We start from the raw sequence: 15,003 nt of genomic DNA on the forward strand, positions 1-15,003 counted from the left end.
GCTACGAGCAATCGCAGCGGTTTTTTTGTTGGTAGCGTATCGGTTTCTGGTCAATCAGGATAATTGTCAATGTACCCAGTATAGGTTGCGTAAATTTCTTTCTGCTCATCGTCAAGCGAGTAACAAAATGAAACCTCTGGTATGCTGTATCCCGCTGGGTATTGATAAGCTCTCTTGACAAAGATGGTGAGGTCGTTGCGCTCCCATAACACCGTACGTTAATGTTTGTTTTAATTCGTCTGATATTTCGTCAGGCTTTTTCCATTGATTATCAAAATCAAAAAACCACTTGGCAGAGATATTTTTACCGCCTATGGAGTCCGTTTTTATCCACATATAGTTTCTGGAAAAGCTGCTCATCCGAGTTTTTAGCACGCCATGCACCTTCATAGGAAACTGAAACTTGATCCCCCGGAAATTTACCTTTGCATCTTTCTCATATTTTTTTTCCTCCATCTTGTTTTGAAATGATAGATAGATGACAAAAACCCCGATCAAGGAAGCAACAATGATTTTACCCAAAATGGATAAAACCCGATCCAGGATGTAAAGGAGTTTTTTTGTAATATTTAGAAACTTTCTCATGAGCTGTGATGATGGGCATTGTCAGTCAAATCCTGACTTGTTTCCTGTCTTATGGCAATAATACATTAGTCAGCTTGCCCACTGATAAAGCCGGTATGCATTTGATAGAGGTCTATTTCTGAGGAGCTTATTCCATAGCAAAAAGAAATCTCCGGTACGCTATAACCTTTTCCATATATATATGCCCTCTTTAAAAAAATAGTGAGACAATCCCGCTCCCATATGTAACTTGAAAACCCATTTTTGCAAGAGTATCTGAAATCTCCCGGGTACAAACTCTGAATTTCTGCAACGATCTCGTGATTTGTTTTGCAGCTATCTGCACACAGCTCGAATGCAACTGCATAAATTAGGTTGTCCTTGACCGTTTTGAGGGTAAGTTCCTTTCCATCCCATTTTGAGTCAAAGCCAAAAAACCATTTGCCGGAAATATTTTTTCCTCCAATAGAGTCTGTTTGCATAAATTTTTGACCTTGGGATAGGCCGCTCCTTGGTGTTTTTAGAGCGCCTTGGACTTTCATAGGAAACTGAAAATTAATTCCTCTAAAATGCACGGGGACTATCTGGTCGCAGGTCCCATCAATTTTACGGTTTTCGGTAAGTAATATGTGAATTACGACAAGGACGGCCGTAGTATATAGAATGGCTTTTTTCACGAGCGGCTTATAAAATTTTGGATCCGGTTGGCTTTGAGTTATTCAACGGTTCAGAGCCTTGCTAGACGGTAACTGGTGCTCAGTTGTTTTTCGTAGTACGCAATTGTTGCGTATCATAAGTGAAGATTGGGTAGATTAATCAGGATAATGGTTGATGTACCCGGTATAGGTTGCGTAAATTTTTATTTGGTCATCATCCAGTCCATAGCAAAATGAAATCTCAGGTATGCTGTATTTTGCTGGATACTGATTTGCCCTTTTTACAAAAACCGTTAAGCAATCACGCTCCCATATGTAAGATGTATTTCCATGGTTTTCAACATACCGGTAATTACCCGGATAAATCTTTTGAATTTCCGCAACGATCTCCTGATCCGTCTTACAACTATCCTTATGAAGTTCGAAGGCAACCCCATAGATCCTTTTCTCTTTCAATGCATCATTTATTTCTTGATGACCGTTCCAGTCATTATCCCAATTAAAAAACCATTTAGTTGAGATTTGATTACTGCCAAAGTAATCAGTTTGTAGCCACGATGAGTTTCGGACAAATGCATGAATTTTAGGGTTCAATGCGCTTTTAATCTTTAATGGAAATTGAAAATTAACTCCCCTGAATTCTACCTTCGCTACCTGATCACAGGTCCCATCCGTTCGCCAGGGCTTAGTAGCTAAGTAAAGAATCAGGATCACGGTCATCAAAAAGACTAGCAATATTTTCATGATATGTGAAGTGCTTTTGAAAAAAAGATATGCTTTTTCATGAGCTGTGATATAGGCATGGTCAGTCAAATCCTGACTTGTTTCCGGTTTTATGGCCATAATATGCCCCTTGATTCTTGCTTAACCCATAGCAAAAGGAAACAGAAGGATACGGTTTCTCAAAGTGCCATTCTCTTTTTAGGATGATAGTGATACATCCACGCCGATTGATGTAATACTGACTTCCATATTGATCTACATATTCATAATGACCAGGAAAGTTTTTTTGTAATTCTTTGAGAAGCTGAGCATCGGTTTTATGTATTTCCGCCTGCAATACGAATGTGACTCCATATATCAGCGCATCTTTCATATAGTTGACAGAGTCTATCGCGTAAAATTTGTTATCGTGAGATTCAAAAAACCAGATAGCCGATGTGTTTTTCATGATAGAATCCGTTCGGATCCATTCACTTCGATTGTATGAAATCTTATCTGAAAACCTTAACGCATCGTGAGCGCTGATTGGAAAACTAAATGATACTTCCCTGAATGTTACGTGTTCAGGCGCGTCGCAAGTCCCAAACCGCCTGTCTGAGCATGAAATCAATAAGCCGAATGTTATAAGAATCCAAATTTTCATCGCTACGAGATTTTCTAGGTACAATTGGGTTTAATCATAAACAAGTATTATCAGCTGTTTTCGTGCTCACAAATGCATCTGATTTTAGGAATGTCATTCCAAAGTCCGCGTTATCAGCAGCAATTTTTACCCTATCTGCCCACTGATTTGGGGTTCCACTGCCTAGAAATTTCTCATAAATTTTCTGCCCTGTTGCGTTATTTACTCTGTCCATTTGAGCCTCTTTGCTCACTTGGCCATCTTCATGTGCGGATGCTAAGGCACTTGCAGCTTTTATAGTGAACAACTCAGCATTAAATATTAAAAAGAGTGCGTGCTTGAATGCATTAGCCTTACAGCCGGAACATGTTGAACCGCAGATATTATATTTCACGGCTGTATAAGTTTGTGCTGCATAAGCATTAGCCGCATATATTAGTCTGACAATGAAGATACTGTCTGCAAATCCATCACCAAGAATATCCAACATTCCGTTTTCCAAATCGGATAGATCGTCTCCGGTTATTGCTGTCATCAAGTTGTCGTAATCGCCTTCCACCATACCACCGAACTTGGAAATTAAGTTCTTAATTCTATTTATCGTAGTCAAACTCAGCGAATTTAGCATTGACATCTCAGTAGAATTAAAGCTGACACCCTTAGCTGACGCGATGCTAACTAATGGTACAACATTCGCATTCGGCACAACAACCGGCCCGGGATCAGGCGTATTTGGCGTACAAGGTGTTTTTCCAGTCCCAGTTTTAGGTTGTTGGCAAGGATCATAACCACCCCCAGGATTCGGGACGGTTCCTCCCCCTGAGCCTCCTCCGGTTCCGCCTCCCGAACCTCCATAGCCGCCAAATGCGTCGATATATGAGTCAATGCAGGTCGTTACGGTGTTGTATTGATATTCAAAGTAGTATTTGGTTCCGGTCGGGCAACCACATGATGTATGCTGCGAGTTATGGCAGCATAAATGCTCCACAATGCCGGAAAGCACCATTACAGATGCGCAAACGGGAACCAGATTGGTGCGCCCTTCGGGTCTTCCGCTGGACGGCAGACCGTCGTAATTGTTCATGATCACGGTTCCGTAGAAGCTCCGCTTGCGATCCTTCTTATATTCCTGAATCCACTTCTTGTCCGGGAAATACCAGGCCAAATATGCTTTTACACCCGTGTCTGTCGAGTCTATGATGATGTTTCTGAAAACAGGGCAGGTGTGGGATCTGCGGTAAACAGGAATGGTGTAAGTCGTATGGTTGTTAATGGTGAGTTTTCGGACGCTGTCGGTTGTGCTCGGAAGGGTTGGAAAAGGGAATATGATTTTCTCGCTGGACCGAAGGCTTTTTTCGGCGCTTGACCTGAAATGGTCGTACATTTCTTTGTCTTTGAATCCCCTGACCTGCTCCAAAAACTGATCATAGGTGAGCATTCTGTCTTCTGTTGCCATGACTTTCTCAGCCGGGCTATTTTCAGGAGAACTTTTAGGATCGAGGTCTTCACGGCAGGACTGGTTTGAAAACGCAAACACAAAAACGAGAAGAAATGAAATGCACGACGCGATGCGTCTGAAAGGAGAGAATTTTTGCATAAATAGTTTGTGAAGGATGAAAAAGTAAATCGATTGTGAGATTACGATTTAAGATTCGATCCTTTACAAGCCTGTATGGCGGAAATGAACAAGCGGTTAGGTCCGGTTATTCTTCGGTGAAAATGTTTTGGTTTTCTTTATTCACCGCAAGATATGCGGAGATTAAATAGACTATTCACCGCATCTTTTGCGGGGATTATGGGGCTTATTCACCGCAGAAATTTATGGTATATCAAAAATCTCGCTTAGTGGCACGTTCAGGCCCTTTGCGATTTGTTGGAGATATAAAAATGACGGGTTAATCTTTCCTGTTTCAAGACGTTGGATTGACTGCTGATCCTTGTCGATTGCATGCGCGAGCTCTTCCTGCGTGATGTTTTTCATCTTACGCAATTCCTTTATTCTTAGACCAAGCTTCTTTAATTCCACATCCTTTTCCATATAATGTTAAAGGACACATTAAACAAAAACATTTTACACAACGGATACGTTGTATTCTGTTGAATATATTTACATTTGTTTAATAAAAAATGCCTTCACTCTAACCAAGCAGCACACATGAACTTCAAAATCATAACCCTTACCAAATCACAAACCAAAATCTGCCTGCACCGTGATCGCAGCGAGGAAAATCAGGAAATTGTTCGCATTACAGCGTTCATTGTCGAATCGGAAGGGCGGGAGTTGATGTTAGAAACTCTTGCGCAATTTGCGGATGCGGGATCGGCGAGGCGTTTTGTGGCCGATTACTCGGAGGAGTCTGCGAAAGGGTTTTTAGAGGAGTGTTTGGACGAAGATAAAATTGCGGTGCCCAGCAGCTCCTTATAAATTTAATCCAATTTACCTCCGGTCACATTTAGTTTCTTCGAATTAAATCTACATTAAATAATCACGAATTATCCAACAAAAAAACGGATCAATTCTATTTTGGCTACGTTCCCGATATCGATTGCATAAAAATATTCGGGTAAATTCTTTGGCGTTTCTTGCTAATCGCTAACCTTCCTTTCATCGAACGCGGCGTCAGTGAAAAAGATAATCAATATTTTCTTCGATTATTAATATTCTGAGCTGCTTTGAACATCATCTGAACATTCATTTCAAAACGCGCTTTGCCAATGCATCCCGGCAAGATTACGACCGTTTTTGAATGTGATTTTTGCATTAATAAATAGAATAATATAAACTGTTATGATGTATGTTTAGAAAACTACAAAGTGCGTCGGCCCTGGGGCTGATGCTCATGTATGGAATCTTACCGGTTGGTAATCAGAAGGTTTATGCCGGAAGTCATTTGAATTTCACGGCGCACCCAGTTGTGTCGGCGGATGGAGAAAACAGGCTGAATGCTGTTTTGGATATCTCGGGAAAAGTGACGGGCGATAATGGTGAGGAGTTGCCGGGTGTGAGCATTCTATTGAAAGGAACTACGACCGGCGCGACTTCGGACGCAAATGGTTTGTACAAATTGACCATTCCGGCGGGAAGTGCGACGCTGGTTTTTTCTTACGTGGGCTATATCAGCCAGGAAATTGAGGTCAATAACCGCTCGGTGATCGATGTGAAGCTTTTGGCGGATACCAAGGCGCTGGAAGAGATCGTGGTTGTGGGTTATGGAACGATGAAGAAAAGCGATGTGACCGGGGCCATCACATCGGTGAAAGCCAAGGATATCACGGCGATTCCGACGACGAATGCGTTGAGGTCATTGCAGGGAAAAGTTTCGGGGATCGACATTACCCAAAGCTCTGGCCAGCCGGGAGCGGATATCAACATTGTTTTACGAGGCAACAGATCGTTACGGGCTGATAATAAGCCGCTTGTGTTGGTGGATGGAATTCCTTACGGCTCTTTCATCGACATTAACCCGACAGACATTGCCTCGATTGAAGTGCTGAAAGACGTTGCGTCAACGGCGATTTACGGAACGCGCGGAGCGAACGGGGTGATCATCATTACCACGAAAAAAGGCTCGTCAGGCAAATCCACGCTTTCGTTCAATTCTTATGTGTCGATGAACAAGAAGGCGCTGTATCCGCGCATGATGAACGGTGAGGAGTATGCGCAGCAAAAACGCGAGGCTTACCGGACCACGAATGGTGATGTTTACCGGAAGGACGAGGACATTTTCCAGGTTACAGAATTGCAATACATTAAGGATAAGCAATTTGAAGACTGGCAGAGCTATATTTTCCACAATGGTTTGATGCAGAATTACGAGATCAACCTCACGGGCGGAAGCGAAAAAACGACATTCTCAACGTCATTTGGTTATCAAAAAGACAAAGGTTTGCTGCTGAATGATGTCTATCGCAGGCTGAACGGCAAAATCAGTGTGGATCACAAGCTCAATGATCGTTTTCGGGTAGGGTTAAGCGCGATTTATTCTTACAAAAACCAGGATAAGCGTGATAATCCGCTGAATATGGCCAACAAAATCCTTCCGATCGCGAAGGCTTTCAATGATGACGGAACATTGATCCTCAATCCGGCGCCCGGTTACAGCGCGCAATTCACGCCTCTGGCGGACGAGCAGCCCGGCGTTTTTGTAAACAACATTGTAGACAAACGCTTGTTCTCATCGGCATATCTGGATGTAAAAATTACGAATGAGCTGTTTTTGAAATCGACCATTGGTTTGGATTTCAGGGATTTCCGGCGTGGTTATTACAAAGGTTACAACACGGTCGCGAATGCCGGGCGTAACTCCAATTCCGGTGTGGAGATCAATAATTACTTCAATTACACCTGGGAAAACACATTGAATTACAACAAAAGCATTGGTAATCACCAGATTCAGGGGCTTTTGGGGACGAGTTCTTTGGGGACAAAATTTGAGGAATACACGTCATCGGGTAACAACCAGGCCTCGCCAATCACATCTTTTCATGACCTGAATTCCAACACCATTTCAAAAGCAATCGGCAGCCGGTTGCGGGAAACGACCATTGCTTCGTTTTTTGGACGGATCAATTATAAGCTGAGCAACAAATACATTTTCCAGGCTTCCCTGCGGGCTGACGGATCGTCTGTGTTGGCTGCCGGAAACAAATGGGGCTATTTCCCTTCCGTTTCAGGAGCATGGCGCGTGATCGAAGAGCCGTTTTTACAGGATAGCAAAGTTTTTAATGATCTGAAATTACGCGTTAGCTGGGGTAGGTCGGGTAACTCTACAATCGATCCTTATGCTACAAAAGGCGGTTTGGGACTGTCTGCGTATGCTTTCGGAACCAGCGCTGCCTATGGTTACTGGCCAAGCGTAATCCCGAATCCTGCGTTGACCTGGGAAACAACGGGCACGTGGAATGCAGGTTTGGATTTTGGTTTGATAGGGAACAGGATTTCAGGAACGATCGATGTTTACCGGTCGAGGACGAAGGATCTGTTATTGCCAAGCTTGCTGCCGACGCACACGGGTTATAGCGAAATCCTTGAAAACATTGGTCAGGTTGAAAACAAGGGAGTTGAGCTCGCTATTACGACCCAGAATATCACTGGAAAAGCATTCAACTGGTCCACAGACTGGACATTTACTTTGAACCGTGAAAAAATCATCGCATTGAACAATGGTGTGACGCGCAACGAGGCCAACAGCTGGTTTGTCGGCGAGCCTACGAAAGTGTTTTTTGATTATAAAAAGATCGGGATCTGGCAGTTAGGCGAAGAAGAAGCCGCTTTGGATTTTGGAAAAAATAAACCGGGCGACGTGAAAGTCGCCGATATGAACGGAAACGGCGTGGTTGATCCGGGCGATCGCACGACTTTTTCGAGTGTTCCAAAATTCTCATTTGGGGTTAATAATCATTTTGAATACAAAAACTTTGACCTGAGCGTGTTTGTATACGGCCGCATCGGACATTATATCAATTACGAATACAATGCGGGCGCCTACAAGCCGAGCGCGCTGGAAAATTCCTCAAATGTAGATTACTGGACGCCAGAAAATCCAACGAATGCATTTCCAAGGCCAAACAGCTCATACTCAACCACAAATTATTTGTATCAATCCACATTGGGTTATGTCAAAGGGTCATTCGTGAAGATCCGGGACGTCTCGTTGGGTTACAACATTCCTTCGCCTTTGACCAAAAAGATCGGTGTGGGCCGCGTGCGGGTTTATGGAACGCTGCAAAATTATTTCACTTTCAGCAAGATCAAAGATTACGATCCGGAACGTGGTGGCGCTTTGGACTTCCCGCTTGTGAAGCAGATGATCTTTGGTGTAAACATTGATTTTTAATTCAAAAACAGACATTCCGATGAAAATTAAAATAACAGCCTTACTAGTGGCATTTTCGCTCGCCGGGCTTACATCCTGCGAGGATTATCTCTCAGAAACCAATAAAAGCGGCTTAACCCAGGACCCATTTTTCCAAACCGAACTGGGAATCACAGCAGCTGTAAATGCTTCTTATTCAGGAACAAGACTTTGGTACGGCAAAGAATTTCCATCCGCATTCGCCGAAACCGGAACAGACCTTTTCCTTCGCGGCGGCGACAACAAAGCCAACCAGATCTCGGATTATACAGTCGATTTGAATGGTGCACAAACGAACTTGAAGGATTACTGGGCACATTTATACAAAGCCATAAACACTTGTAACACAGCATTAAAGCTGCTTCCCGCGCCCATTTTGTCAGAAGCGATGAACAAGCAATATGAAGGCGAAGTGCGGTTTTTGCGGGCACATTACTTGTGGCTGATCACCGAAACCTGGGGCGATGTGGTGCTCCAAACAGAGCCAACTGCCGGTGCAGTAACCACTGCCAAAAGATCCAGCGTGGAGGATTTTTACAAAGTGATTTTCGCTGATCTGGACATTGCGATCGCCAATCTGGCTCCTGCAAAATCCACAAATGGCCGGATCACACAGGATGTTGCAAAAGCATTCAAAGCCAGAATGGCCTTAACCCGCGCCAGTTCTACTAACAATGCCGAAATGTATGCGACAGCAGCAACATTGGCCAAGGAAGTGATCGCATCCGGCCGCTATACATTGTTTTCCGATTTCAAATCGCTTTGGGACATGAAAAATTCCGAAGGCGGCGCAAATTCGGAAGTGGTTTATTATGTGAATTACACCAATGACGACACCATGAACGGGGATTACGATCCTGCGGCAGGAAAGGGCAATAACAGCCATTTGCATTTCATTATGGTCTATGACAAACAGCCCGGCATGGAGCGTTCGGTTGCTTACGGCCGTCCTTATCAGCGTTATGTGCCGACATTGCATTTGCTCGATTTGTTTAATGAAAAGGCTGATCAGCGCTATGCGGGCACTTTTCAAACCGTTTGGCTTGCAAACGTTCCTAACCTGAAAGCCGGAACCGTCAATGGCTATCCAAAGATGGCATTCGGAGACACATCCATGGTTTTCATGAAAACCGTTGCAACGCCTGCACAAGTTGCCAATGCAGCCGGCCGCTACAAAATCTTCGACCGCAACACGATGTATATGGAAGACGGATCGCTTCTGCTCCGGTCGCAATTTATCCAAATGAGCAAGTTAATGGACCCAACGCGCCTCACCGCCAACCAGGAATGGAGTTCCCGCGATGGTTTCGTGATCCGCATTGCAGAATTGTATCTCATCGCGGCAGAAGCATTAATGAAGACAAATCCCGCCGAGGCGCTTACTTATATCAATGATCTGCGCAAAAAACGCGCGATCCCAGGCAAAGAAGCCAGTATGGTTGTCGCTGCGAAAGATCTGAATATTGATTTCATCCTGGACGAACGCGCCCGCGAGCTGGCAGGAGAACTTTTCCGCTGGTACGACCTGAAACGGACGGGAAAACTGGTAAGCTATGTGCAGAAATACAATATGGATGCGAAAGCAAACATTAAGGAAACGCACAATGTTCGTCCCATCCCGCAAGTTCAGTTGGATGCAATTACGAACAAGGATGAGTTTAAGCAGAATCCAGGTTATAATTGATCGGTTTTGAGTACATTACTAAATCCCGGAATGGTTAGCCTGTTCTGGGATTTTTTTTATATCAAATCAAAATCCACTAACCTTCAACCAAGCTACAACCCGCCCAAACCATTCTTCAAACGAAGGGTAAGACAAAAACCCATGCTCACCTTTGGAATAAATGTGCATGGCGGCCGGAATTCCATTCTTATTTAATGCCTTGTAAAACTCAATGCTATTAGAAACCGGAACAACCACGTCTGCGCCGGAATGGACCAGAAATGTTGGTGGTGTTGCTTTGGTAACTTGAAGTTCATTGGAGAACAAGCGAATCTTTTCAAGGCTTGCATTTTTGCCCAATAAATTATCCCGCGAGCCGATATGCCCCGTGCTATCATTGAAACTGACAACGGGATTGATCAATATCATAAAATCCGGCCGCAAGCTGGTTTTTCCAGCTTCGTCAATGTAACGCGTTTCGAAATGCGTTCCGGCGGTGGAGGCGAGGTGGCCGCCTGCGGAATATCCCATAATGCCTATTTTCGCAGGATTTATCCTAAATTCTTTTGCGCGTTCCCTAATAATCTTGATCGCTTGCTGTGCGTCCTGGATCGGTCCGATGGATTGATCTTTCATGATCTTAGGGTCGGGTAATCTATATTTTACGATGAATGCGGCTATGCCTAATTTGTTGAATGCGCGGGCGACGTCGCTGCCTTCGCGTTTGGTTAGCAATGTGCCGTAACCGCCTCCCGGGCAGATGATTACCGCCGTTCCGGTTGCCTTTTCTGCGGTTGGTAAAAAGATAGTCAGGCCCGGAATGGAGACTTTGGATGTGAGGGAATCCACGGATGCATTGGCTGTATGGGTTTCCTGATCCGGCCCCGAAATTAAATTCGGGACCGTTCCGGGATAGAGGTTTATGTAGGTTTGCGCGATGCTTTCTATGCTTGTCAGCAGAATTCCGGCAGCCAGGAGAAAACGTTTCAGTTTTAACATATTACGGCACTTTGGAATCTGTAACCGTCAAAATTCCCTGCATAACCCGCCAATGTCCTGGGAATGAACAAATAAACGGATATTCGCCGGGTTGAGCTGGTGCCTTAAATTCCAGCCGGAAGCTTTTCCCTGAGTTTACCAATGGTGTTGCGAACAGCACATCCGGCGTCGACGGCACGAAATTCTTTTCAAAACCATCTTTCAAACTTGCCATTGCATCTGCTGCTTCACCCACTTTTTCGGTTGTTCCGGGCTTGACAATCACTACATTATGCGGCATCAAATCGGGATTCTCAAAGACTAATGTTACTGCTCTTCCGGCAGGAACTGTCAATGCTTTTTTGTCAAAAGCCATTTTGGCTTCAATTGCAACGAGCTTAATTTCAATGGTTCCCATATTTTCCAGCATCGAAAGCACATCCTTTTTGTCTTTTTCCGGCATGTAATAGACCAGATTTTTCATCGTCGTAATGGCCGTAGCAAATGCCTTGGAGTTCTGAACGGACTCAGGTGTGCTGCTCAATGATGCTATGAAGTCCTTGGTAATTTGCGTTTTAGCCGGTTTTTCAATAGTCATTCTCATCAGTAACGGATAGGCTGCAGCGGGGGCCTTGGCTGCCAGTTCTTTAACATCTGTGAAAAAGGAAGCCCTCAGATCTGCATTGGTCAACATGGAAATGCCACTCAAGTAAGCCGCAGGTTTCTCCTGAATCACTTTTTGAAAAGAAGGATCCGACTGCCCGGCAGTAATTAAGGCCGCAAACCCGGTTGCCTGCATTACCTGACTGGTGTCCGCGCTGATGAGTTTGGCCAGTTCGGCCTGGTTTTGTTTTAATTGAGCAGGCTCGACACTTAACAACAATTTGATAAGCTCCTGTTGGGCTGTGCTTTGCGTATTGGGCAATCTGCTTTTTTCTTCGTCCCTGATCGCCGCGAGCAGCACATTTACTTTGCCGGTTTTTTGCTCTTTGGCAAGCTGGGTGACTGCTTCCTGTTTTTTCGAAGCGTCAACATCGGGCCGGGTCAGCATGGCAGTCAGCACTTCCGGCGTTTGTGTTAATGTAGCGAGTTCTTTTGCATTGGCCAGTTTTAACAGATAATGTGCCGCTTTTTTATCAAAACTTTTGCCTTGCTTCATGCCTGCCAGCCAGATAGGCTTCAAAAATCTAAATGTTTCATGCACAGCATAATCCATATAGTAATCGGTTGGATATTTGAAAATATCCGTCGCTGCGGTTACGGCCTGTTCTGAATTGAAGTAACTCAATGCGACAACGGCCTCTATCCGCACACGGGCCGATTCATCATTAACTCGGGCGCGCATCAATTCTAGCGAACCGGGAATGCGGGCATGCCAGTATAGGAGCAGTTTTGTGGCCGCGGCGCGTGCCTGAGGCTCTTTTGCGTTCAGTAATGTTTTTAGAATATTGGGTTCAACTACATTGAAATCCTGGTAAAGCCATAATCCTTCCAGCAGATTATGCTCGTATTGCGGATCATTTTTATCCAATGCAGCAGTCCATTTTTTCAATTCAGGCAAAACTTCCGCTGATTTCTTTTCCCTGATCTGCGCCCGCGAACGATAGCGGAAACGGTCTTCATGCACTTTCAGATTATTAAGTAATTCAGGAATGCTTTGCTTGGAAACGTCGGTTACTTTCAGCGCTGGTTTGCCTTTGTAAGTGATTCGCCAAACGCGGCCGTGTGATTTGTCGCGGGCGGGATCGCGCGGGGGATTTTCTCCGTGCGAGATCAGCGGGTTATACCAGTCTACAATGTATAAGCCGCCATCCGGGCCGAATTCAATGTCGATAGGGCGGAAGTTTGGATCTTCGGATTGCAAAATTGCTTCCACTTCCTTACTGCCAATGCCCGAGCCGCGCGGAATGATCCGGTGCTGCTTCGTGCCTTGGAAACCAATGTTATTATTAACCAAAAAGTCACCTTGAACTTCATCGGGAAACTGTCTGCTGGAAACGATTTCAATGCCGGCAGTGGGCCTTACACGCGTTTCGGTGAACATTTCAATGCGTGGATGCTTATCAGGATAAGTGACTTTGCCGGTCATGGGCGGGGCGAAATAATTGGAGCCATCGGACGCGTCGCCGATCAAATGCATGCCCCATTTGTCAAAAACACTGCCCCACGGATTGTAGTAAGGATAGGAAATATAATGCGTGAGTTTCGCAGTGCGTGGCTCGTAACGGTAAGTCGCGCCGGCGTAAGAGCGGATCGGGCCGTAAGGCGTTTCCACTTGCGAATTCAGGAATGTGCCTTCGTTGAAATACAATGCGCCGTCCTGCCCGAATGTGAATGCGTGCGTAGCGTGATGACTGTCTTCCGAACCAAAACCGGTTAGGACCACTTCGCGGTGATCGGCTTTGTCATCGCCGTCGGTGTCTTTCAAAAACACAATATCCGGCTCCTGGGACACATAAACGCCGCCATCGCCAAATTCAAAACCCAGCGGAAGATAAAGGTCATCGGCGAAAACAGTGTGCTTATCGGCTTTGCCATCCGCGTCGGTGTCTTCCAGGATCACAATTTTGTCATGAACCGGAATGCCGGGAAAGTATTGCGGATAGGTGGGCATCGTCGCCACCCAAAGCCTGCCACGCGCATCGAAATTCATGGCCACCGGTTTTTCAATCGGAAAATCCTTTTCTGAAGCAAAAAGATTAATCTCGTAACCTTCCGGCAGCTTGAATTTATCAGTTGTGGCAGGCCACATTTTCTCATGATGTGCATGCGCGGCAGCTTTCGCGGCTTCGCCTTGGCGTCCAGTCATCGGAATGTCGGGCATAAGCATGGGATCGACCGGTTTTCCGCGCCTATCGATGATTTCAACTGCTTTTTTATAAGCTTCGGCACCATTGCTTTTGCCCATTTCCCAGATCACGGAATCCAGCGAAGCGGTCATTTGATTGATTTTCCGAAGCTCTGGAGGAAATGCGATCACCCCAAACGGCTCTCTTCTGCGACCATAAATGTACTCGCCATTCACAGCCCGCCAGCGGTAAAAGAAATGGTCATCTTTCATTTTTATCACCGCCAGAAGTTTCTTGCTGTTGTCCGAGTTCAGATCAGGCATTTTACCAAAACCCAATGATTGGCCCATCCATTCGGCAGCCAACTTATAGCCATTGCCGGTGAGGTGGATGCCATTGATCGTCAGCTCTTCCTGCCCTTTCTGCTTCATTTTAGCCAGTGAAGGCGTGAACAGATCTACGAAAAATAGCCCTTTTGCGGAAGCTGTTTTCTGCATGGCTTTGGTATACAATTCCAGATTTTTGTTGTGCTCCGCAGGATTTGGAAAGTTGACACCTAACTCCTCATGCGCGATCGGGGAAACCAGCACGAGCGCAGGAGCGGAACGGCCGTTGTATTGATTTTTTTGCAGGTTTTGAATGAATGCATTGAGGTCTTGTTCAAATTGCGGCAAACCAGCCGGGCCTTTAAATGCTTCATTCATTCCAAAGCACAGGAAGATCACGTCCGCTTTCTGGTCGTAAAGATCCTGGTTCAAACCTTCGAAATTGAGCGCAACGGGCATAATAATGCGCTCGCCTTCGTGCGTAAAACCTTGAAATTTCACCTCCTTCTGGCCCTCGGTTAGCCTTGTTGTTTTTTCTCCGAAACCCGGAAAATTGAGCGGGCGGGGCTGTAAACCGACTTCGTCCGCGCTCCATCCCATGTTGCGCATGGTAAGTTGTTTGCCGGGGAAATTTTTCTGGAGTAATGTTTCAAAGTAGCCGTAATGACGCATCCGGTCCGCAAATGTATTACCGAGCAGGATGATATGGTCGCCATTTTTGGGTGTAAATCCGGGATTAGGCGCTTGCGCATTTGCCGGTTTTACAAATGTGACTGACAAAAAAACGATGGCCAGAAGGATATGCTGAAATTTGGACTTCATAGGAA

General features: G+C 45.2%; 11 protein-coding genes. 3 read left to right on the top strand and 8 right to left on the bottom strand.

Translation table 11 applies throughout. From position 1 onward, the window contains the following. Positions 1-111: 111 nt before the first annotated feature. From L0659_RS16065 to L0659_RS16090, 6 genes are all read right to left on the bottom strand, one after another. Positions 112-456 (bottom strand): hypothetical protein, encoded by a 345-nt coding sequence (locus L0659_RS16065; protein WP_235127638.1) that lies wholly within the window; start codon positions 454-456, stop codon positions 112-114. A 194-nt stretch (positions 457-650) separates the two neighbouring features. After that, positions 651-1,106 (bottom strand): hypothetical protein, encoded by a 456-nt coding sequence (locus tag L0659_RS16070; RefSeq protein ID WP_235127639.1) that lies wholly within the window; start codon positions 1,104-1,106, stop codon positions 651-653. A gap of 270 nt (positions 1,107-1,376) precedes the next feature. Then, positions 1,377-1,964 (bottom strand): hypothetical protein, encoded by a 588-nt coding sequence (locus tag L0659_RS16075; protein WP_235127640.1) that lies wholly within the window; start codon positions 1,962-1,964, stop codon positions 1,377-1,379. 61 nt (positions 1,965-2,025) lie between these two features. After that, complete coding sequence (locus L0659_RS16080) at positions 2,026-2,391, bottom strand: hypothetical protein (protein ID WP_235127641.1); 366 nt, start codon at positions 2,389-2,391, stop codon at positions 2,026-2,028. A gap of 229 nt (positions 2,392-2,620) precedes the next feature. Next, complete coding sequence (locus L0659_RS16085) at positions 2,621-4,162, bottom strand: DUF6973 domain-containing protein (protein ID WP_235127642.1); 1,542 nt, start codon at positions 4,160-4,162, stop codon at positions 2,621-2,623. A gap of 222 nt (positions 4,163-4,384) precedes the next feature. Continuing rightward, the gene (locus L0659_RS16090) at positions 4,385-4,603 is read right to left on the bottom strand and encodes a helix-turn-helix transcriptional regulator (protein ID WP_235127643.1); all 219 of its coding nucleotides are present in this window, start codon (positions 4,601-4,603) and stop codon (positions 4,385-4,387) included. A 117-nt stretch (positions 4,604-4,720) separates the two neighbouring features. Between L0659_RS16090 and L0659_RS16095 the strand changes: the two genes are divergently transcribed. The 3 genes from L0659_RS16095 to L0659_RS16105 all read left to right on the top strand — a co-directional run bounded on the left by L0659_RS16095 (position 4,721) and on the right by L0659_RS16105 (position 10,104). Continuing rightward, on the top strand, positions 4,721-4,990 hold the full coding sequence (locus tag L0659_RS16095) for a hypothetical protein (RefSeq protein ID WP_235127644.1): 270 nt from the start codon (positions 4,721-4,723) through the stop codon (positions 4,988-4,990). Positions 4,991-5,360: 370 nt separating this feature from the next. Further along, the gene (locus L0659_RS16100; protein WP_235127645.1) at positions 5,361-8,402 is read left to right on the top strand and encodes a TonB-dependent receptor; all 3,042 of its coding nucleotides are present in this window, start codon (positions 5,361-5,363) and stop codon (positions 8,400-8,402) included. 19 nt (positions 8,403-8,421) lie between these two features. Continuing rightward, positions 8,422-10,104 carry a RagB/SusD family nutrient uptake outer membrane protein gene (locus tag L0659_RS16105; RefSeq protein WP_235127646.1) on the top strand — a complete coding sequence of 561 codons (1,683 nt, stop codon included), beginning with the start codon at positions 8,422-8,424 and terminating at the stop codon, positions 10,102-10,104. A 66-nt stretch (positions 10,105-10,170) separates the two neighbouring features. Here L0659_RS16105 and L0659_RS16110 read toward each other — a convergent pair whose 3' ends face one another. Next, positions 10,171-11,082 carry an alpha/beta hydrolase gene (locus tag L0659_RS16110; protein WP_235127647.1) on the bottom strand — a complete coding sequence of 304 codons (912 nt, stop codon included), beginning with the start codon at positions 11,080-11,082 and terminating at the stop codon, positions 10,171-10,173. Between the two features lies 1 nt (position 11,083). Then, the gene (locus L0659_RS16115; protein WP_235127648.1) at positions 11,084-14,998 is read right to left on the bottom strand and encodes a PVC-type heme-binding CxxCH protein; all 3,915 of its coding nucleotides are present in this window, start codon (positions 14,996-14,998) and stop codon (positions 11,084-11,086) included. Positions 14,999-15,003 lie beyond the last annotated feature (5 nt).

The sequence above is a fragment of the Dyadobacter sp. CY347 genome, from assembly GCF_021502655.1.
Lineage (GTDB): Bacteria > Bacteroidota > Bacteroidia > Cytophagales > Spirosomataceae > Dyadobacter.

Coding starts and splice junctions, on each gene's coding strand:
- L0659_RS16065 (WP_235127638.1), bottom strand. CDS start 456: ATGGAGGAAAAAAAATATGAGAAAGATGCAAAGGTAAATTTCCGGGGG.
- L0659_RS16070 (WP_235127639.1), bottom strand. CDS start 1,106: ATGAAAGTCCAAGGCGCTCTAAAAACACCAAGGAGCGGCCTATCCCAA.
- L0659_RS16075 (WP_235127640.1), bottom strand. CDS start 1,964: ATGAAAATATTGCTAGTCTTTTTGATGACCGTGATCCTGATTCTTTAC.
- L0659_RS16080 (WP_235127641.1), bottom strand. CDS start 2,391: ATGAAAAACACATCGGCTATCTGGTTTTTTGAATCTCACGATAACAAA.
- L0659_RS16085 (WP_235127642.1), bottom strand. CDS start 4,162: ATGCAAAAATTCTCTCCTTTCAGACGCATCGCGTCGTGCATTTCATTT.
- L0659_RS16090 (WP_235127643.1), bottom strand. CDS start 4,603: ATGGAAAAGGATGTGGAATTAAAGAAGCTTGGTCTAAGAATAAAGGAA.
- L0659_RS16095 (WP_235127644.1), top strand. CDS start 4,721: ATGAACTTCAAAATCATAACCCTTACCAAATCACAAACCAAAATCTGC.
- L0659_RS16100 (WP_235127645.1), top strand. CDS start 5,361: ATGTTTAGAAAACTACAAAGTGCGTCGGCCCTGGGGCTGATGCTCATG.
- L0659_RS16105 (WP_235127646.1), top strand. CDS start 8,422: ATGAAAATTAAAATAACAGCCTTACTAGTGGCATTTTCGCTCGCCGGG.
- L0659_RS16110 (WP_235127647.1), bottom strand. CDS start 11,082: ATGTTAAAACTGAAACGTTTTCTCCTGGCTGCCGGAATTCTGCTGACA.
- L0659_RS16115 (WP_235127648.1), bottom strand. CDS start 14,998: ATGAAGTCCAAATTTCAGCATATCCTTCTGGCCATCGTTTTTTTGTCA.